At 66.2% G+C, this 20,189-nt stretch carries 12 protein-coding genes and 2 pseudogenes; 10 read left to right on the forward strand and 4 right to left on the reverse strand.

The genetic code is table 11. The features are described from left to right. Positions 1 to 119 precede the first annotated feature (119 nt). Entirely contained in the window at positions 120 to 2,924 is a 2,805-nt protein-coding gene (locus tag FBZ89_RS03140; protein ID WP_145748588.1) for a M16 family metallopeptidase, read from the reverse strand. 361 nt (positions 2,925 to 3,285) lie between these two features. Between FBZ89_RS03140 and FBZ89_RS03145 the strand changes: the two genes are divergently transcribed. The 5 genes and pseudogenes from FBZ89_RS03145 to FBZ89_RS03165 form a co-directional block, all read left to right on the forward strand. After that, positions 3,286 to 3,933 carry a paraquat-inducible protein A gene (locus tag FBZ89_RS03145; RefSeq protein ID WP_145748589.1) on the forward strand — a complete coding sequence of 216 codons (648 nt, stop codon included), beginning with the start codon at positions 3,286 to 3,288 and terminating at the stop codon, positions 3,931 to 3,933. Next, positions 3,930 to 4,646, forward strand: coding sequence for a paraquat-inducible protein A (locus tag FBZ89_RS03150; RefSeq protein WP_145748590.1), 717 nt, complete (start codon positions 3,930 to 3,932; stop codon positions 4,644 to 4,646). The genes FBZ89_RS03145 and FBZ89_RS03150 overlap by 4 nt, the downstream gene beginning before the upstream one ends. Next, entirely contained in the window at positions 4,639 to 6,276 is a 1,638-nt protein-coding gene (locus FBZ89_RS03155) for a PqiB family protein (RefSeq protein WP_145748591.1), read from the forward strand. The genes FBZ89_RS03150 and FBZ89_RS03155 overlap by 8 nt, the downstream gene beginning before the upstream one ends. Next, positions 6,273 to 6,932 carry a PqiC family protein gene (locus tag FBZ89_RS03160; RefSeq protein WP_145748592.1) on the forward strand — a complete coding sequence of 220 codons (660 nt, stop codon included), beginning with the start codon at positions 6,273 to 6,275 and terminating at the stop codon, positions 6,930 to 6,932. Before FBZ89_RS03155 ends, FBZ89_RS03160 begins: the two co-directional genes overlap by 4 nt. A gap of 220 nt (positions 6,933 to 7,152) precedes the next feature. Beyond that, positions 7,153 to 8,820: pseudogene (locus FBZ89_RS03165) on the forward strand (methyl-accepting chemotaxis protein); the annotation flags it as partial. A gap of 29 nt (positions 8,821 to 8,849) precedes the next feature. Here FBZ89_RS03165 and FBZ89_RS03170 read toward each other — a convergent pair. After that, positions 8,850 to 9,380 (reverse strand): DUF3833 domain-containing protein, encoded by a 531-nt coding sequence (locus tag FBZ89_RS03170; protein ID WP_145748594.1) that lies wholly within the window; start codon positions 9,378 to 9,380, stop codon positions 8,850 to 8,852. A gap of 178 nt (positions 9,381 to 9,558) precedes the next feature. Between FBZ89_RS03170 and FBZ89_RS03175 the strand changes: the two genes are divergently transcribed. Continuing rightward, positions 9,559 to 10,668, forward strand: coding sequence for a DUF5694 domain-containing protein (locus FBZ89_RS03175; protein ID WP_145748595.1), 1,110 nt, complete (start codon positions 9,559 to 9,561; stop codon positions 10,666 to 10,668). A gap of 222 nt (positions 10,669 to 10,890) precedes the next feature. On the opposite strand, the gene FBZ89_RS03180 is transcribed toward FBZ89_RS03175, so the two are convergent. Continuing rightward, entirely contained in the window at positions 10,891 to 11,997 is a 1,107-nt protein-coding gene (locus FBZ89_RS03180; RefSeq protein ID WP_186457169.1) for a recombinase family protein, read from the reverse strand. Positions 11,998 to 12,035: 38 nt separating this feature from the next. Next, positions 12,036 to 13,592 carry an ISL3 family transposase gene (locus tag FBZ89_RS03185; protein ID WP_145748597.1) on the reverse strand — a complete coding sequence of 519 codons (1,557 nt, stop codon included), beginning with the start codon at positions 13,590 to 13,592 and terminating at the stop codon, positions 12,036 to 12,038. A gap of 168 nt (positions 13,593 to 13,760) precedes the next feature. Here FBZ89_RS03185 and FBZ89_RS03190 point away from each other — a divergent pair. The 4 genes and pseudogenes from FBZ89_RS03190 to FBZ89_RS03210 all read left to right on the forward strand — a co-directional run. Next, a pseudogene (locus FBZ89_RS03190) lies at positions 13,761 to 13,895 on the forward strand (IS21 family transposase); the annotation flags it as partial. Between the two features lie 576 nt (positions 13,896 to 14,471). Continuing rightward, the gene (locus FBZ89_RS03200; RefSeq protein WP_145748598.1) at positions 14,472 to 16,013 is read left to right on the forward strand and encodes a 2Fe-2S iron-sulfur cluster-binding protein; all 1,542 of its coding nucleotides are present in this window, start codon (positions 14,472 to 14,474) and stop codon (positions 16,011 to 16,013) included. 63 nt (positions 16,014 to 16,076) lie between these two features. Next, complete coding sequence (locus tag FBZ89_RS03205) at positions 16,077 to 18,740, forward strand: molybdopterin cofactor-binding domain-containing protein (protein WP_145748599.1); 2,664 nt, start codon at positions 16,077 to 16,079, stop codon at positions 18,738 to 18,740. Between the two features lie 47 nt (positions 18,741 to 18,787). Beyond that, positions 18,788 to 20,164 (forward strand): hypothetical protein, encoded by a 1,377-nt coding sequence (locus tag FBZ89_RS03210; RefSeq protein WP_145748600.1) that lies wholly within the window; start codon positions 18,788 to 18,790, stop codon positions 20,162 to 20,164. Positions 20,165 to 20,189 lie beyond the last annotated feature (25 nt).

Consider the following 20,189-nt stretch of genomic DNA (forward strand, 5'->3'; position numbering starts at 1 on the left):
TCCCGATCCGCCGCCCATCGCCGGGGCGCCAAGCTAACCCGGCCATGCGCCCCTGGCTAGAGGAGGTATTCCATGATGGGTGGCACCACCCGGCCAGGATACGCCCGAAAGCAGAGGCTTCAGTTCGTCGCCTTGGCGAAGTCCCCGGCGCGGAAATAGGACAGCTTGTCCGGATCGATGCGGGCGCGCAGGGCCGACGCCACCTGTGCCGGCGTCACCGCCGCCACCTTGGCTTCCATTTCCGCCGACCAGGCCATGGTGCGACCCAGGTAAAGGTTGGTGGCCAGCAGGCTGGCCAGGCGCGCATCCTCTGTCCGGCCCATGCGGAACTGATCCAGGAAACCGCTTTTGGCCTCCGCCAGTTCCTGGTCGGTGACACCGTCGCGCACCAGGCGCGCCAATTCTTCACCAAACGCCGTCTTCACCTTGGCCACGTTCTGGGGGGCGGCGATGGCCTGTAAGGTCAGCCGTCCCACGTGGTCGATGGCCCCGACCGACAGGGCGGAGCCGGCGCCATAGGACAGGCCTTCCTTCTGGCGGACGCGATCGCCCAGGCGGGAATGCAGGGTGCTGCCGCCCAGGATGCGATTGGCCATCAGCAGGGCGGGATAGTCGGGGTCATCCTCGGTCATGGACAGGGGCAGGCCGGCCAGCAGGATGGCGTTGGACTTGTCCGGCGTCTGGATCACCTGGTCCAGGCCGGCCACCTGGGCGGGGATCTCGGGAATGCGGGTGTAAGGCTGCGGCGCCACGAATCCGCCCAGGGCCGTCTGCACCAGCTGCGGCATGGCGGCGGCGTCGAAGTCGCCGACCACGGACACCTGGGCCCCGTGAGCGCCGTAAAAAGCGTGGTAGAAGGCCTTCACCTCCTCCAGCTTCAGCGCCTTGATCTTGGCGATCCACTCGTCAACCGTGTCGATATGGCCGGGATGGTCGGGCTGCGTCGTGTCGAAGGCCCGGTCGAAGGCGTTGCTGGCCAGGGACTGGGGATCGGTGCGGGACGATTCCAGGTCGGAAATGGTGGCGGCGCGCCACTGTTCCAGTTCATCGGCAGGGAAGGCAGGCTCCCGCAGGATCTCGGTCACCAGCGCCAGCACCTCGGCCACATGCGCGCGGTCGGTGCGCACGGCGATGCTGGTCTGCTGCGTGCCGGACGAGATGGCCAAATTGGCCTTCATCTTGTCCAGCAGATCGGCGATCTGCTGGCGGCTGTGCTTGGCCGTGCCCTTCAGCAACATGCTGGCCACCGCTTCGCAGGCCGCGTCCTTGCCCGTCAGGCCGGCATCATCGCCATAGCGCAGGCGGATCAGCAGGTTAACCGCCTGGCCCCGGGACGGCTTGGCCAGCAAGGCCAGCTTGCCACCGTCCGCCAAATCCAGGCGCTGGGTGTGGGCATCGATATTGGCCGGACTGCTGTCGAACACGGTGTCGGCGACCGCCGCCTCCCGCCCCTTATAGCCCTCCACCAGGGACGCGGCGGTGGGCGCGGCCGGGATGTCCACCCGCTCTGGCGCCGTGGTCGGAATGAAATGACCTTCCGTGCGGTTGGCCTGGCGGAAATAAGTCTCCGCCACGCGCTGCACGTCGGCCGTGGTCACGGCGGCGATGCGGTCGCGCCCCACGAACAGCAGGCGCCAGTCCCCCTGGGCGATGGGGTCGGTCAGGCTGAGCGCCACGCCGCCGGGGCTGTCCATCAACTGGTCGTAATTCTTCAGCATGCGGGTCTTGGCGCGGTCGACCTCCTCATCTGTGATCGGATGGTCATGCACGCCCTCCACCACGCCCGTCATGACCGACAGCACCTTGGCGGCGTCGCCGCCCTTGGGCACCTCAGCCAGGGCTATGGCCAGGCCAGGGTCCACGCGCTTTTCCGCCGAGGCCGACACGCCGGTGGCCAGCTTCTGCTCCACCAGCGCCTTGTGCAGGCGTCCTGAGGGCGTGCTGCCCAGGATGAAGGACAGGATGGACAGCGCGGCGCTGTCGGGATGGGTGGCGGCCGGGATGTGATAGGCCAGCCCCTCGTAACCCGTGTCGCCCACGCGGCGCAGGGTGGCGGACCGCTCGCCGTCCTGCGCCGGTTCCACCGTGTATTCCGGCGGCAGCGCCTCGGCCGGGTCTTTCAGCCCGCCGAAGGCCGCCTGCACGCTGGCCAGGGCCTTGGCCGGGTCGAACTTGCCGGCGATGACCAGGGTGGCGTTATCCGGCCGATAATAGCGGTGATAGAAGGCCTGCAGGTGGCCGATGTCCACGTTCTCCACATCCGAGCGCGCGCCGATGGTGGAATGGCCGTAGTGGTGCCAGAGGTAGGCGGTGGAGTGCATGCGCTCCATCAGGATGCCGACGGGATTGTTCTCCCGCATCTCCATCTCGTTGCGCACCACCGTCATCTCGCTGTCAAGGTCCTTGCGGGCGACGAAGGAATGGACCATGCGGTCCGCCTCCAGGCCCAAGGCCCAGTCCAGATAGTCCTGTCGCGCGTCGAAGGTCTCGTAGTAGTTGGTGCGGTCCTCGGCCGTGGTGGCGTTGTTCTGGAAACCGCGTTTCTGCGTTTCCTGGGGGGTGTCGTGGTGATCGGGCGTGCCCTTGAACATCATGTGTTCCAGCAAGTGGGCCATGCCCGTCTCGCCATACCCTTCCATGCGCGAGCCGACGCGGTAGACGACGTTGACGGTGATGGTGGACTTGGCCTCGCTGGGGAACAGCAGCACGCGCAGGCCGTTGGCCAAGCGGTATTCCGTAATGCCCTCGACGCTGGCCACCGCCTTGAGGGCGGCGAAATCAGCCTTGCCCGCCTTGGCGGAGGCGGCGGCCTTGGGTTGGTCCGCGGCATGCGCCAAGGCGGGAACGAGAACAGGCGCCATCAGCGCGGACAGGGCACAACTGGTGGCGAGGGCCACCGCCAGGAAGGTCTTACCAGAGGCCAAAGCCGTCCCTTTCTTTCACACCCGTATTCTTTTGGCACCCGGCCCTTCACACACGGCCCGGGACGCACCACAGTGCCCACCGAATGGGCAGGCCGGCTAGTGTGCACGAAGCCGCACCGTCTGGGCAGGGAATTATCAGCGCGCCCGCCCGCCCCACGCGGCAGTGGCGCGGGGCCTATCCGTTGCAGGACTGCTACGTCGACCGGCCTCCCCCGATCAGCATCGGGTTCACACCCGCCCACCCGATGGTGCTATTCAAGAAGCTGGGCTATCGTGGCGGCGGCAAGCCGCTCACCATGAGGGCTAACGCGGCAACGGCCATGCACCGGGGCCGAACCATGACGACGAACTGGCATCCTCTGTGACCGACTCCCTGGTCGCCTGTCCTGAATGCGACGCCCTGCACGAACGGCGCGAGCTGGCGCCCGGCACCAAGGCCCGATGCGTGCGCTGCGGGGCCGTGCTCTACCGCCGCTCCTACCTGGAACTGGACCACCAGCTGGCGCTGGTGACCACCGCCATCCTGATCTACCTGATCGCCAACAGCTTCCCCATCGTCGATCTTGAGATCCAGGGGCGCAGCAACAGCACCACCCTGGTCGGCAGCGTGCTGGCCCTGTGGCGGGAGGGGCGGGAGATCGTGGCCGTCCTGGTCTTCGCCACCACCCAGCTGTTCCCCCTGGTGGATCTGGGCGCCCTGTTCGCCCTGCTGCTCATGATCCGGCGGGGACGGCCGGCCCTGGCCTTCGCCCCCGTCCTGCGTTTCCTGCAGGCTCTGCGGCCCTGGGGCATGATCGAGGTATTCATGCTGGGCATCGTCGTGGCCCTGGTGAAGCTGTCCAACATGGCCGAGGTGGTGCCGGGCATCGCGCTGTGGGCCTTCGGCCTGCTGACCATCCTGCTGGCCGTCATCCTGTCGCTGGACCTGCGCAGCCTGTGGCGCGCGGGCGAAAGCGTCATCGTGCGGCCGAGGCGGCGCTTCCCGCCCAGACAATCGGCACACCCATGAGCGCGGCCCCGACCACCCCTTCTTCGGAATCCCGCGTGACCACGGCGGCGCAGGCGGGCTTGGTCGCCTGTCCGCACTGCCATCTGGTATGCCGCGACACGGCCAGGGATGGGCACGGGAAGGGCCGCGCCCGCTGCCCCCGGTGCGCCGGGCGGCTGCACCCGCGCAAGGTGGACAGCCTGTCACGCACCTGGGCGCTGCTGATCGCGGCCGCCATCCTGTACATCCCGGCCAACGCCTTTCCGGTGATGCAAACCTCCACCCTGCTCAGCACCCAAAGCGACACGATCCTGTCCGGCATCCTTTATTTCTGGAACACCGGCTCGCCCGAACTGGCGGTGCTGATCTTCACCGTCAGCATTCTGGTGCCGCTGCTGAAGCTGGCGACGCTCAGCACCCTGGCCGTGTCCATCAAGCGCGGCGCGCGGGCCCGCGCCGACCAGCGCGCCCGCCTTTACCGCATCATTGAATTCGTCGGCCGCTGGTCCATGCTGGACGTGTTCGTCGTGGCCCTGATGGTGGGCCTGGTGCACTTTCAGGGGCTGGCCGTCATCCAGGCCGGCCCGGGTGCGGCCGCCTTCGGTGCCGTGGTGGTGCTGACCATGCTGGCCGCCCACAGTTTCGACCCCCGCATGATCTGGGATCGCGCCCACCGCCCGCGCAGGGGGCGCCCGTCCAAGAAACGACTAGCCTTCGGAACCCGCCATGGCTGAAACCACGCCCCCCTCCCCCCACCAGGACGACCTGCCGGAACCGGTGGTGGACTCGGGCCGCCGCTGGATCCCGTCGTTGGTATGGCTGATCCCGGCCATCGCCGCCATCGTGGGCCTGACCCTGGTGGTGAAGACGGTCTGGATGAAAGGCCCCAGCATCACCATCAGCTTCCTGACCGCGGACGGCATCGAGCCGGGCAAGACCAAGGTGAAGTTCAAGGACGTGGACATCGGCGAGGTGAAGGGCGTCACGCTGACCGACGACCACGCCCGCGTGCTGGTGACGGTGGAGCTGACCAAGGACGCCAAGGGCTTCGCCGTGGACGACAGCCGTTTCTGGGTGGTGCGCCCGCGGTTCGCCGAGACGGGCGTCTCGGGCCTGAACACCCTGCTGTCCGGGTCCTATATCGGCGTCGACGCCGGCAAGTCGGACAACCAGCGCAAGGACTTCACCGGGCTGGAGGATCCGCCGGTGGTGGCCTCCGACGTGCCGGGGCAGCGCTATGTCCTGCACACCGATGACATCGGCTCGCTGGCGGCGGGATCGCCGGTCTACTACAAGCGCATCCCCGTGGGCCATGTAGAGCGCTACACCCTGGATGAGGATGGGCGCCATATCACCCTGCATGTCTTCATCAAGTCGCCCTACGACCATTTCATTACCAAGGACAGCAAGTTCTGGCACGCCAGCGGCGTGGACGTGCGCATCGACGGCTCAGGCCTGAAGGTGGATACCGAGGCGCTGGCCACCATCCTGATGGGCGGCATCGCCTTCGAGGATCCGCCGGACACGCCCATGACACCGGCGGCCGCCGGCAGCCAGTTCTGGCTGGCCGCCAACCATGTCGACGCGATGAAGGCGCCGGAAGGCTACCACGTCGCCATGGTGATGCGCTTCCACCAGTCCATCCGCGGGCTGACCGTGGGCGCGCCGGTGGATTTCCGCGGGGTGGAGATCGGCAACGTCACGGGGCTGGGCATCGATTACGACCCGGCCACCCAGGACTTCACCTCCCGCGTCATGGTCAACATCTTCCCCGACCGCCTGGCGTCGTTCGAGCAGACGCTGCCGCCGGAAAGCGAGCGCGCCGCCCGGATGCAGCGCCTGGCGGAACTGGTGGACCGGGGCCTGCGCGCCCAGCTGCGCACCGGCAGCTTCCTGACCGGGCAGCTGTACGTGGCGGTGGACTTCATGCCCAAGGCGCCGCCGGTGCAGTTCAACCCCAACACCGATCCCGTGGAACTGCCCACCGTGCCGGGTGATCTGGAGGAGCTGTACCAGAAGGTGCAGGAGATCGTGGCCAAGCTGGACAAAATCCCCTTCGACGCCATCGGCGAGAACGCGCGCAAGGCGCTGGCCAGCGTGGACGGCGCCACCCGCCATATCGACGAGCTGGTGCAGCATGCCGACCACGACGTGCTGCCGGAAATCCGCGACAGCCTGAAGCAGATGGAACAGACCCTGGCCGCCACCCAGGCCAGCGTCGCCCCGGACGCCCCCCTGCAGCAGGACACCCGCCAGGCGCTGAAGGGCGTCATGGACGCCACCCGGTCCCTGAAAGCGTTGAGCGACAGCCTGGAACGCCACCCGGAATCCCTGGTGCGCGGCCGGAAGGACAAGGACGAATGAGCACGAGCCCCACCCTGTTCCCCCGTTCCCTTTCCGCCCTCGCCGGCCTGACGGGCCTGGTCCTGCTGGCCGGTTGCGGCGGTTCCACCCCCATCCGCTACCACGCGCTGGCCCCGCAGCCGGCCGATGTCCCCGCGACCGGCAGTGCGCGCGTGCTGGTGGAGGTCCTGCCCGTCACCGTGCCGGAGCGGCTGAACCGCACCCAGCTGGTGCTGACCGACGCCGGCGGCCGGCTGGACGTGCGCGACGACGACCGCTGGGCCGCCCCGGTGGCGGATGAGATGCGGCTGGCGCTGGCCAACGCCCTGTGGCAACGGCTGCGCGCCACCGACATCTACCAGGCGCCCGTGGCCCCCGCCCCCAATGGCCCGCCGCAGTACCGCCTGGCGCTGCGCATCGAGCGGTTCGACGCCACCCCTGGCGGCACCGCCGTGGTGGACGGCAGTTGGACCATGCGGCGCCTGCCGCAGGGGGCGGCATCCACCTGCCGCGCCGGCTTCAGCCTGCCCGTGGCCGCCGCCACGCCCGACGCGGCCGCCACCGCCCTGTCCACCGGCGCGGCGCAACTGGCGGCCGCCGTGGCGGACAGCCTGTCGCGTCTGGACCAGGCGCCGCCGGGCGCCACGCCCTCGCCCTGCGACGGCGGCGGGAGTTGAGAAGAACTTAGGGCCCTAACCCACAGCATAGTTCCGCACTTTACCGTTCCTTAATATGCTTAACGGAGTATTCGGCTTCATGGCGCCGTCCCTCGTTAAGTCTTCAGGGCCCATTTTGGCCTAGAGCCCGACGACGGCGATGGCGCCCCGATTTGGGGGGGAGCCGCCTGCATGGGGGCTCCGGCTAGGGTGAGGAGCCTCGAAGGCCATGAAAAACCTGTCCATCCGTCACAAGGTGATCCTGGCGTTCAGCGCCGTCCTGGGCATCACCCTGATTTTGGGCGTGGTCGCCATGATGCAGGCTGCGCGCATGAACGCCTCCGCGATGGACATCCGCGACAACTGGTTGCCCTCAACCCGTGCGGTCGGACAGATCGTCCAGGCGACGGAGCGCTTCCGCTCGCTGGAAGGATCCTATCTGCTGGTCAAGGAACCGGCCATGCGGGCAGAGGTGGAAAAGCGCTTCGCCGCCACCCTGGCGGACTTTGACAAGTCCTGGACGGCTTACCAGCCAATGATCAGCGCCGGCGAGGAACGCGCGGCGGCGGACGACATCCTGCGCATATGGACGACCTATCGGGGCATGCATGAGAAGCTGCTGGTCACCGCCCATGACGGCACGTTGGACGAGGCCGTCGCCTCCTTCCGGGGGGAGATGATCGATACCTTCACCAAGTTGCGCCAAGCGTTGAAGGCCGACGCCGACATTAACATGAAGGGCGCGGACGAGGCCGCCAAGGCCAGCCGCGACAGCTACCAGACCGCCAGGGCAGTGGTCATCGGCGCGCTGATCCTGTCGCTGGCCCTGGGTGGCCTGGCCGGCTTCACGCTGATCCGCCTGGTGTCCAAGCCGCTGGACGACATGACGGGCGCCATGGGCCGCTTGGCCGACCATGACCTGTCGGTCCGGATCCCTGGCGCCGACCGTGTGGACGAGATCGGCCGCATGGCCGCCGCCGTCGCCATCTTCCGCGACAGCATGATCCGCGCCGATGAACTGGCGGAGCAGGCCCGGCAGGAGCAGCTGCGCCGTGAGGCCCGCGTGCGCCTGCGCGAGCAGCATATCGAGGAGTTCGACAAGGTCTCGACCGAATTGGTGAACTTCGTCGCCCACGCGTCGGAGGAACTGGGCCAGACGGCCGCCCGCCTGACCCAGATCGTGGACGGCAACCGCCGCCAGGTGCAGGCCGTGGCCACGGGCGCGGAGGAAGCGTCCACCAACGTGCAGACCGTGGCCGCCGCGACCGAGGAACTGACCGCCTCCATCGGGGAGATCAGCCGCCAAGCCCTGCAATCCGCCACTGTGGCCGACGAGGCCGTGCGCCAGGCCGAAGAGACCGACGCCACCGTCAACGGCCTGGCCGAAGGGGCCCAGCGCATCGAGGCGGTGATCAGCCTGATCCGCGAGATCGCCAGCCAGACCAACCTGCTGGCGCTGAACGCCACCATCGAGGCGGCGCGGGCGGGTGAGGCCGGCAAGGGCTTCGCCGTCGTCGCCACCGAAGTGAAGGCCCTGGCCAACCAGACGGCCAAGGCGACCGAGGACATCGGCGCCCAGGTCGCCGCCATCCAGCAGGAGACGACGGACGCCGTCAGCGCCATCCGCCAGATCCAGTCCACCATCCGCGGCATCGGCGCCGGCACCTCCGTCATCGCCGCCGCGGTGGAGGAGCAGGGCGCGGCCACGCGGGAAATCACCCGCAACGTGAGCGAGGCCTCCAAGGGCACGGTGCTGGTCTCCAACAACATCGGCGCCGTGGCCGAGGCCTCGGAAGAAACCGCCGCCGCCTCGGTCCAGGTGCTGGGCGCCTCGCAGAGCCTGGCCCAGGAATCGGCCCGCCTGCAGGAGGCCGTGGCCGACTTCTTCGCCAAGCTGCGCGCCGCCTGAAGCCAAGGCCAGGCCGGGACCCTTCCCCTTTATTCCTTCTGGAAGAAAATGCTGACCGACCCGATTTCGACGCCCCATCTGGTGACGTGGGCCCGGTTCAGCAGGACGCCACCAGGCTGCAGGAACATCCAGTCATCGAAGGCGACGCGCATGGCGCCGTCGCCGACCTTGAGGTCAAGACGGTAGGCCCAGTTGAAGGCGTTGCCCGATGCCACGCCACGCGCCAGGCCCACGACGCCGCCGGCCGTCCCCTCATAGCGGTCCGGCGCCACCCGCCGCACCGTCCACGTCCGCTCCTCCCGCTCACCGTCGTTGTACAGGAAGCGTTCGTGCAGGATCAGGGCGCCGTCATCCTGGCGGGTGCCATCGATATCGACGGTGAATTGGCGGCGCACCTTGCCGAAGCGGTCCTCGAACAATCCCCAAGCCCTGGCATGGCCGGTGAAATAGTCCTCAAGGACCAGGGGCGGCGTGCCGTTCGCGAAATCCACCGGGGTCATATTGGCGCACCCGGTGAAAAGGGGCGCGCACAGCAGCATGGCGCAAATCCGTCTCCACATCTCCAACCCCTTCCCAGGTGTACCCCGGGCCCCTGTTGTCCCCGGCACCGTAAGGTACGGCGGCGATAGGGCGGCGGATCACGGCCGGACCTGCCAGCCTGTGGCCAAGCGGTCCTTTCCCAGGGTGGCAGGGATGCGGATGATCATGGCGGCGCGTCACATTCCGCTTGGGGGCTTCATGAAACGCATCCGCCGTCCGTCCATCGGCCTTGTCCTGGTTCTCGGTGCCTTGGCCGCCGCCGGCGTTCTTCCGGCCGAGGCCGATGCATCCGATTACCATCCGGCCTTCCAGCCCGATCAATTGAAGGGGCCGCCGCCGGGCAAGGCCAACGAGGTGCTGGTCCTGGGAACACCACATCTCTCGGGGTTCAAGGACGACCCTCGGCCTGACATGCTGGAGCCGTTGCTCACCCGCCTCGCGGCCTGGCATCCCACCGCCATCGCCACCGAAAGCCTCTCGGGCCTTCAATGCGACAGCCTGCGCCGCTATCCGGCCCGTTACGCGTCGACCGTGCAGGATTATTGTCCAGACCCCACCGCCGCCGCGCAGGCCACGGGGCTTGACGTGCCCGCGGCGACCGCCGAAGCCGAACGCCTGCTGGCGGCTTGGCCGGCCATGCCCACCCCCGCCGATCGCCGTCGCCTGGCGGCCGTCTTCCTGGCGGCGGGGGAGCCGGCCTCTGCCCTGGTGCAATGGCTGCGCCTTGAGCCCGGTGAACGGCGGGAGGGGGACGGCCTAACCGGCGAACTGGCCGCGAAGCTGGACACGCTGAAGAGCCGTCGCAACGAGACCTATCTGGTCGCCGCCCCGCTGGCGGCACGGCTGGGCCTGGAACGGGTGTGGAGCGTTGACGACCACACCGCCGACACGCCCGACCCGGTCGATCGCGACGCCTACGCGGCCGCGATCACCAAGGCCTGGGACAACCCCGCCTCCAAGGCCCGCAAGGCGGAAGACCAGCGGCTGGAAGCCGACCTGCCCAAACCCGATGGCCTGCTGAGGATGTACCGGGCGTACAACGCGCCGACGGCCCCGCTGGTGACCTACCAATCCGACTTCGGCGCCGCCCTCATGGAGCCGTCGCCCCAGGCGTTCGGCAGAGGCTATGTCGGTTATTGGGAAACGCGCAATCTGCGCATGGTCGCGAACATCCGCGACGTGCTGGGCCAGCATCCGGGCACACGCCTGCTGGCGATCGTCGGTGATTCCCACAAAGGCTATTACGAGGCCTACCTGAACCAGATGCACGATGTGCGCCTGGTGGATGCAAGCGCCGTGCTGCGGTAGGCGATGGCCAAGGTGGTTTGACACGCCGGCCGCTGCAAACGCAATTCGCTGATTTTTTGGAGAAAAATGGTGCCCAGGGGCGGAATCCCAATCCACATCCTAAGATACTGTTATGAAATCATTCTATAGGCTATCTCCGGCACTAGGATACCAATAGCAATACCAACATAAAATTTTTGTTGCAGGGTTCTATTCCGGCTGAATCCCACCCTCTGATTTACCTCATCCATTCGCAGGCTCAAATCCCGGGCCCGCAACCGCGTTCGTTATACCTCGTCGCCAAAGGGACCCCCGTTGGCCTGTGGCGACACCTAAAATGCCCATAAGGTCACCGCGTAAAACGCCTTCGATGCCCCTTCGCCTATTACCCGGCGTCAAAACCACCTCTCCCACAAGGGAGCGGATGTCTTCTCGCGCTTCATCATTCGCCGCTGGCTCCGACAACGTCACAGCCAGACGAGCCACCTTAGCCTTATAGAATTCAATGACGTTGAAGGGAACATCCGGTGTTTCGGCCGTTACCACAGCGAGGCGCCCCACGATTTCAGCCTTCTGCGCTTCAAGCTCAGCAAGGCGCGTCCTCATCGTTGGCAGGTACATGCCATCCTCTATAGCCACCATAATACCCTTGATCCCGCGCTCTACCTTTTCCAGGGCACGGCGATCGACCTGAGCGACTTGGCGCCGCTCCTGGTTCTGCTGATTGGTCTCGTCGGCGTAAGCCTGGATGGCAACGCCGATCGCCTGCGGCGAAACCAGCTTCCCGGTCAGCCCGACCAGAACGCGATGCTCGATGACCTCCCGCCTGATCGTGCGGCCATTGTCGCATTTCCCTTTGCGATAGTGGTGGAGGCAGCCATAGCGGTCCCGGGCAATGATGGCGTACTTGCCGCCGCCGCAGCCGCAGGTGAGCAAACCGGAAGGCAGAAAAGCGGGGCGGCGCAGTCCATTCATCCGTTTCGCGCGCGCTTCACGGACACCGATCGTCGTCGCCTCGAATTGCTTGGCCAGCTCCGTTTGCCGGGCCCGCACCGCCTGCCACAGTACGTCGTCAACGATGCGCAAGTCCGGCACATCGGTCCTGATCCATTTCTCTTCCGGATTTAGGCGCGACACCCGTTTTCCAGAGCTGGGATCCTTGATGAACCGCAAGCGATTCCAAACCATGACGCCGGTATAGAGTTCATTGTTGATGATGCCGGTCCCACGGGACGTGTGCCCCCGGATCGTCGTGTCGCTCCAATCGCGACCAAGCGGGCCGGGAACGCCGTCCCTATTCAAGTCGGCCGCGATAGCCCGCGGTGAACGACCCAGGGTGTGAATCGGCATGGAATAAGGGCTCTGACGCAAACTTGGTGATGGGGCGCTCATCCGGTGCCGATGACGCGGGCCTGGAGTAGATCGAGCTTCCCGCGTCCATACATCTGGCGTTTGACGAGCTTGAGCTTGGTGATCTGGCCTTCGGTTTGCCCATTGGACCAAGGCGACGTGATGGCGGCGGCAACGGCTGCGCGGTCCTTGTTGATGCCGTTGGCGAAGGACGCGACCAAGCCGCCTTTGGCTCGCTCCAACCAGGGATCGAGGTCGCCGAGTGACTTGCGCCGGATCATGCCCTGGAAGTCGGCGACAACGTTCCTGGTATCGACCAAGGTGGGGATACTTCCTTCAATCGCGGCGACGAGGACGGTTTCGGCCTTGGTCAGGGCTTCCCGCCCCAGGGTCATGAGCCGGGCGACGGTTCGCGCCGATGGCGTGCGGCTCAAGGCCTCCGCCCCCATCCGATCAGCCCGGCGGCGTCGGGTCGCCCATTCGGCGACCACGCGCAGAGAACCCCGGTATCCATGCTGCCGCAACCGGCGCCAGAGGTCGGCGCCGTTGCGCTGTCCTGCCGCCCATTGCTGATCCAGCCAAGGGAGATGGACCTCAAGGGAGCTTTCCCGGGTACGGAAAATGTCTGATCGCTGGCCGCGCAGGATTTTCCGTACCAAGCCGCGACTGTGGCCTGTCCGGCGGACGATCTCGCGGATTGGCATGCCTTCCTTGGACATTCGCTGAATGGCGGCATTGGTTTCCTTACGGCGGATGTATCCGTCGTACTGCAGCCTCTCCGCCGCCGTCAGCAGGGCGGGATCGATGGTGGTGGCGCCCACCGCAGCGCGGATCTGTTTCATCGACTTGCGCACAGCATCCAGAAAGGCGCGGCTGGCGTTCTCCATCAAGTGCCAGCGGTCGGCCACCTGGGTCGCGTCCGGCAAGGCCTTGGCGGTTGCCATCGCATAGCCGCCGCCGCGATCCCGCGCGACGATGCTGACCTGGGGTTGGCCTTCAAGCCAGGCCTGGACGGTCGCGGGTTCGCGATCCGGCAACAGCGCGATGGTCCGGCGGCGCTCCAGGTCACAGATCAGGGTTCCGTAGCGCTGATTGCGCCGCCAAGCCCAGTCATCGATCCCGATAACGGTCGGCGGCACGAACTTCGGACTGCCTTGGCGGCGAACCACGCGTAGCAACGTGTCGTTGCTCACCGGCATCATCAGCCGTTGCGCCATCGCCGCCGCCGGTCGGCCGCCCAGGGCCAAGCCCAGATGATGAACGATCTTGTCCAGCCTCGCCGTCCGGCGCGCCCTGGGCGCAAGGACGGTCGGATCGAACCGTTCGGTGAAGACGCGACGGCCGCATAGAACCGCGTCACAGAAGAACCGGCGGGCGAGCAGTATCAACTGCACCGTACGGCCGGCGGCGGGGAGATCCATCAATCGGCGTCGATAGCGACTATGAACCCGGCGGGACGGCAAGCCACACCCAGGGCAACGGCTGACAGCGCTGGACGAACGGATGCTGAGCCGGATCACCGTGCCGTCATCAGCGACGTCGGTGATCTCCATGCCAGGAAGGACAAATGTTGAGCGGAATGTCTTTGGGGGCATCGCCTTGATCTCACTGGAAAAGCGATCTCAAAAAGACTCTCCGATTTCATCATTTTTGAGTCAGAGCCGAATAAGGACCCCGCATGAGGGGTGATCGGCGTCCAATCGGGACCCCTTTTGTACGGGTCCATACTGGCTCCCATGGCAACGGCGGGAGCCTTGATTGGGATGCTGGTGGTGGAGACGATCGCGAAGATCCGGCGCGCCTACTTTGTTCAGCAGAAGCCGATCAAGGCTATCTGTCGGGAACTGGGTTTGTCGCGGAAGGTGGTCCGCAAGGTGCTTCGTTCGGAGGCGACGGAGTTCGCTTCCTGGAAGGATCGCAAGGCTATCGCCGGTGCCCTGAAGACAATTTACGACGCCGTGGACGACAAGGCGGCCTGGTCGCGTCCTTTGCCAACGGCATCAACAAGGACCGCGCAGCCGTTGCCGCTGCTATCACGTCGCCTTGGTCCAATGGGCAAACCGAAGGCCAGATCACCAAGCTCAAACTCGTCAAACGCTAAATGTATGGACGCGGGAAGCTCGACCTACTCCAGGCCCGCGTCATCGGCGCCGTATGGGCTACACATCACCAAGTTTGCGTCAGAGCCTTATTCATGGGCGAGGCTCTTGGCTGAATACCGATACCATTTATTGGAGTAATTTTATATATAAATAGGCTCGTTATTCCCTTCTGTATATAGCGATGCGTCTTATTAATTGCATTAATTTTGACATTAATTTTTAAGGTTGAATAAAGTCCGTTTTCCCCTTAAGGTTGCTTATCCTGGCGAACGGCTTCGCAAAAGCGGTATTTCGTCACTCAAGGTGGGTTCAGTACGCCTCCAGCAGGTTCGGCACCAGGCGCTTTGCGCGGCGCAAACCCGGGAGATTCCAATGGCTGCTTTGGGAACGTCGGCGACAGCCGCCTGCCCCGTGCCCCAGCCGGGCACGGTGATCCGCTTCTTCCTCAACGGCCAGGAATGGCTGTTGGAGAATCCCGACCCAACCTTGCTGCTGCTGGACTGGCTGCGGTCCCCCGCCGTGGGCCTCACCGGATCCAAAAAGGGCTGCGGCCAGGGCGGCTGCGGCCTGTGCACCGTCATGCTGTCGCGATGGGACAGACAGATGGACGCGGTGCGCCATGAGGCCATCAACGCCTGCCTGCGACCGGTATGCTCATTGGACGGGGTGGCCATCACCACCATCGAGGGTGTCGGCAGCGTGGAGACGGCGCTGAATCCGGTCCAATACAGCATTGCCAAGGAAAACGGGTCGCAGTGCGGCTATTGCACGCCCGGCTGGACCATGGCGATGACGGCCTTCCTCGCCGCCCATGGCGATACCAAGCCCACGCAATTGGCGATCGAACGGATGTTCGACGGCAACCTCTGCCGGTGCACCGGCTATCGGCCCATCCTGTACGCCATGCGCCATTTCGCCAGCGACTGGACGCCGGCTGACGAAGCGGGCTGCATGACCTGCCTGGCCGATCCGCACGTCCCCCACACCGATGCCGTCGATGCCCCGATTCCGCCGGAGGACCCATACCAGCTGCCGTTGCGGATCGTCAGGGACGGCCACACCTGGTATCGGCCCACCGACCTGGGTGACCTGTTCACCTTGTTGCAAACCCTGCCGGCCGACGACCTGAAGCTGGTCAATGGCAACACCTCCATCGGCATCTATGACCGGTACGAGGAAGACCCGCACCACCTGGTCGACATCTCAAAGCTGTTCTTGCTGAAGAACCGGGCCGTTGATTCGGATAATTATTCTTTAGGTGGTGGCGTCAGCTACGGGGAATTGCTGGATTTCCTGGATCAGAAGGTCGCCGAGGGCGTCACCGACGAAGGAACCCTGGCGCTGCGCTACATGGCCCAACGCACGGCCGGCACCATCGTCCGCAACGCCGCCAGCCTGGCCGGCAATACCATGCTGGTGGTGCGCCACGTCCGGCACGGGGTGCCTTTCCCCTCCGACATGTTCACGATCCTGACGGCGCTGAACGCCGTGGTGGTGGTGGGCGACAGCTTTCCCGATAGCAATTGGCGCTTCATGCCCATCCTGGATTTCGCCCGGGACTGGCAGACCGACGACGCCATGAAGCGCATGGTCATCATCGGCTATGACGTGCCCCGGTCCGTGGCCCGGGAATATGTGCGGCCTTACAAGGTGGCCCTGAGGGAGGTGAACGCCCATTCCATCGTCAATGCTGGCTGCCGGGTCCGCTTCGACGATCAGGGGCTGGTGACGGACGCCGCCATCGTTCTGGGCGGCATCGGGCCCATCGCCTTCCATGCCACTGCGGCCGAGGCGGCCCTGAAGGGGCGCCGATGGGAAACGGCGACCTTGCAGGCGGCCTTGTCCGGCCTGCGCGACGATGTCGATGCCGCGCTGGACCAGTGGAAGGACCGGCGCGCCAGCTTGCCCGATTAAGGCTTCACCGATGTCTATCGCCGTCATCTGGCGGAAAGTTTTCTCTACAAATTCTTTATCGAGGTGGCCACGGCGACCGGGTCCGCGACGATTCCGCCAGCCATCGCCTCGGCCGGAATTCCCTATGAACGGCCGCTCAGCCGGGGAACCCAGACCATCCCGTTCAACCCGGACAAGGCGCCCGTGGGCTTGCCCTTCATCAAGCTGGACGCCTTCCTCCAGGCCTCGGGGGAGGCCCGCTATATCCATGACCTTCCCCTGCCGCCCCGGGGGGTGAACGGCGCCTTCGTCCTGTCCAGCCGGGCGCTGGCGCGCTTCGTCTTCCGCATTCCGGACGCGCCGTTAACACCCGTGGACCCGCCCACGCTGACCGCTTGGCTGCGCGGACGCTTTCCAGTGCTGGTGGCGCTGCTGACCGCCCAGGACGTGCCGGCGGGCCAGAACAACCGCACCGGCGTCCTGGCCGGACAGATCGGTGGCACTGACCCCCTGTTGGCCCAGGATCAGGTCGAGTGGTACGGGCAACCGATGGCGCTGGTGCTGGCGGAGGATGAGACCGACGCCATTGACATCGCGCACTACGTCCGCCGGTCCTGCATCCTCTACGACGACGCCACCAGCGACCCCAACGTGCGTCCCCCCATCCTGACCATCCAGGATGCGAAGGATCAGAACTCGTTGCTCGTCGATACTACCCATCCGCCCTACAACCACATCCTGTACGTGATGCGGCCCAACTCTCAACTGGGGTGGGTCGGGCAGACAGGCGCCGTGACCCTGGACGGCAGCGCCTGCCTGATCGTGAACGGAACCCAGACTGTCGGTTCCCAAGCCCATTTCTATATGGAGACGCAGTCGGCGCTGGTGGTGCCCGGTGAACGGGGGCAACTGACGGTCAATCCATCGTCGCAAAGCCCGGACAGCGTCCAGAGCACCATAGCCGGCGTATTGGGCCTGGCCATAAGCGGGGTCGCGTTGGCGATCAAGCGCATCGGCGGCGGCTATGGCGGCAAGACCACCCGATCGCCTTTTGTCGCCGCGCCGGCGGCCGTCGCAGCGGCCAAGCTGAAGCGGCCGGTCCGCATCGCCATGCGTCGGGAAGAGGACATGGAGATGATCGGCCGGCGGCATCCGTATGAAGGCGGTTACAGCCTGGCGGTCGCGACCGGTGAGGGCACGGCGCCGCGGGGGCGGATCCTGGGCCTTTTCCTGGATCTCTACTCCAACGGCGGCGCCACCTACGACTGTTCGTTCACGGTCATGGACTGCGTCCAGATGCGGATCGACAGCGCCTATATGGTACCGAACTGGAAAACTCAGGGCCACGTGGCCCGCACCAACCTGGCCAGCAACACCGCCTTCCGGTCCATGGGACTGATCCAGGGCATCTTGATCCTGGAGGACGCCATCGCCCGCGCCGCCCACGAGCTGGGCATGCGGGCGGAGGCCGTGCGCGAAGTGAACCTGTACCAGCCCGGCCAGCAGAGCGTCGTCGGCACCGTGCTCACGGGCTGCTACATCGCCCAGGTCTGGCAATACCTGAAACAGCGGGCGGACTTCGACCGCCGCGCCGCCGCGGTCGAGGATTTCAACCAGCAGAACCGCTGGCGCAAGCGGGGCATCGCAATGATGCCGGTGCAGTATGGCGCCGGCTACAACGCCGCCTTCCTGGAACAGGCCGGCGCCCTGATCGATGTCGCGGACCAGGACGGATCGGTACTGGTGCACCAGGGCGGGGTGGAAATCGGCCAGGGCCTCGCCACCAAGATCACCCAGGTGGCGGCAGAAATCCTGAACCTGCCGATGGCTTTCATAACCATGGCGCCGACCGACCTGCAGGTGGTGCCCAACCCCGTGTCGACCGGCGCGTCGACCGGCTCCGGCTTCAACGCCGAGGCGGTGCGCGTCGCCTGCCTGGACCTGCGGAACCGGCTGGAGGTCTACTGCCAAGAGCTGCGCGCCAAGTTCGGCGACGCCTGGTGCACCCAGCAGCACATCGACTACTGGAATTATCCCGACGGCTGGCAGGCTGTGATCCCGAACGCCGGCGGCCGCCTGATCTGGCAGGCCATCATCAGTTTGGCCCATTTCGACCGGATCAATCTGTCGGCACAATCGCGGGTCGCCATCCCCGGCGGCGACAAGCCGGCCGAGAATCTCTACTACACCCCCGGCGCCCCGGAACAAGGGGTCGATCAATTCACCGGCTATACCTATTCCGCCGCCTGCACCGAGGTTGAAATCGACGTGCTGACGGGCGAGACCACTGTGCTGCGCACCGACCTAGTCTACGACATCGGCGACACCCTGAACGCCGCCATCGATATCGGCCAGGTGGAGGGCGCTTTCGTGCAGGGCGCCGGATACGTGCTGACGGAAGACATCGTCATCCAGCCCGATGGCTTGGATGTGGGCCGGCTGAACTCCAACAACACCTGGGGCTACAAGCTGCCGGCCATCACGACCATCCCACTGCAATTCAACGTGGGGTTCTATCCCCGCACCGGCCCGATCGAAACCGCGAGCCGCGACATGGTCCTGGGATCCAAGGAGGTCGGTGAACCGCCCCTGGTGCTGGCGGCCTCGGTCTACCTGGCGCTCAAGAACGCGGTCCTCGCCGCCCGGCGGGACCGGGGCCGGGCCGACTGGTTCGCGCTGGCGGTGCCAGCCACGGTGCAGCGCGTACGTGAGGCCTGCCTGGTCGATGCCGGGGACCTGCGGATCTGAGACGCGCCGGGGCGTGCCGGAAACGCCTGGAACAAAGGGAGCGGGAAATGCGCAGCCTGATGCATGTCGCCTGCGGAATGTTGGGGGTGCTGCTGGCCGCCACCGCGCACGCGCGGGAACCGGCGGCCGGAAAATCGGCCGATCCGGCGCAGTTGGCGCTTCGCGACGCGGTGAACCGCCCACCGGGGGACTGGGATGGGCATCGGTTCGCGCTCAGCCATCAGTATCCCGCCACCAAGCCGACCTGCGACGCCCCCTGGCTGCGGCAGGAGGTGTCCTTCACCGACCCCAACCCGTCGTGGGAACAGTGGCAAGCCTATATCCAGACCATCGTCGACTACGTCTGGGAGGATCAGGATCCCAACCTGCCCGACCGGCTGGGCTGGAAGGTCGCCGTCAGGGGCAAGGTGCGCTGGTTCCATGTGCCCTGGATGGCCTATGACGGCCAGCGTGGCCGGGAATACGTCCACGGCCTGACCAATGAGCTGTCGACCGCGGAGTCCACGTTCAGGGGCGGCTGCCGGGGCAGCGGCCGGCATCATCTGCCGGGGGCCGTCGCCGTCGACGGCGTGGATCCCCTGTTCGAGACTTGGTCGGTGGGGATGTACAATCCCTGCGGCGCCTGGTCCCTGGGGCAGGCCATCCCGCATACCGGCGTGCCGGCCACCACCGACGGCGGCGCCCTGGCCCGGGGGCTGCCGTTCCCCGAAGGCACGGTCGTCATCAAGATCCTGAACACCACCGCCGATGAAAAGGCGGTGCCCTACCTGAAGGGCTCCACGAACTGGAGCGCCGACGGCCATGTGCGGACCTCGCCCACGCAGTATGAAACCTGCCGGCGGGCGGTGACCAAGGTGCACATGGTGCAGATGGACATCGCCGTGGTCGATCCCCGCTCCCCCACCCGCTGGGTCTACAGCACCCTGGCGTACGACGGCCGCCTGCCGGGCCCCACCGTCCGGTCGCGCCTGGTGCCCCTGGGCGTGCAATGGGGCAGCGACGGGCTGACCTTCCCGGCGGTGCCCCAGGGAAAAAGCCGGCCGTTGCGGGAAACCATCCACGCCCCCATCGACCTGCCGCAGCACTATGGCTGCCAGGGGCGCCTGGCAGGGGTGGTCGACCAGGCCAATTCCAGTTGCGTGTCCTGCCACATGGGGGCCTACGCGGCCCCGGTGGGCGTCCTCGGTGTCCAGGGCAAGAATGTCCCGGCCATCTTCACCTTCGACGATATCTGCACCCGGAACACACCGGACAACCAGGCCTATTTCTCCGACTACAAATACCCGGCGGGCTACCCGTCCGGGGCGTTCAAGACGGCCATTCCGCTGGACAGTTCATTGCAACTGGCGGTCGCCTTCCAGCAATACGCCGTCGCCACCACCCGGCCCACCAACCCGCCGACATGCCCACCGGCCGGCCGCTAGGACGCCCGGGGCCGGCCGAACCTTT

It is taken from the genome of Nitrospirillum amazonense (genome assembly GCF_007828045.1).
In the GTDB taxonomy this organism is placed as follows: Bacteria; Pseudomonadota; Alphaproteobacteria; order Azospirillales; family Azospirillaceae; genus Nitrospirillum; species Nitrospirillum amazonense_C.

Bases quoted from the DNA above. Each gene is read 5' to 3' on its own strand.
- FBZ89_RS03150 (WP_145748590.1), top strand. From the start codon at position 3,930: ATGAGCGCGGCCCCGACCACCCCTTCTTCGGAATCCCGCGTGACCACG.
- FBZ89_RS03155 (WP_145748591.1), top strand. From the start codon at position 4,639: ATGGCTGAAACCACGCCCCCCTCCCCCCACCAGGACGACCTGCCGGAA.
- FBZ89_RS03160 (WP_145748592.1), top strand. From the start codon at position 6,273: ATGAGCACGAGCCCCACCCTGTTCCCCCGTTCCCTTTCCGCCCTCGCC.
- FBZ89_RS03170 (WP_145748594.1), bottom strand. From the start codon at position 9,380: ATGTGGAGACGGATTTGCGCCATGCTGCTGTGCGCGCCCCTTTTCACC.
- FBZ89_RS03175 (WP_145748595.1), top strand. From the start codon at position 9,559: ATGAAACGCATCCGCCGTCCGTCCATCGGCCTTGTCCTGGTTCTCGGT.
- FBZ89_RS03180 (WP_186457169.1), bottom strand. From the start codon at position 11,997: ATGCCGATTCACACCCTGGGTCGTTCACCGCGGGCTATCGCGGCCGAC.
- FBZ89_RS03185 (WP_145748597.1), bottom strand. From the start codon at position 13,592: ATGCCCCCAAAGACATTCCGCTCAACATTTGTCCTTCCTGGCATGGAG.
- FBZ89_RS03200 (WP_145748598.1), top strand. From the start codon at position 14,472: ATGGCTGCTTTGGGAACGTCGGCGACAGCCGCCTGCCCCGTGCCCCAG.
- FBZ89_RS03210 (WP_145748600.1), top strand. From the start codon at position 18,788: ATGCGCAGCCTGATGCATGTCGCCTGCGGAATGTTGGGGGTGCTGCTG.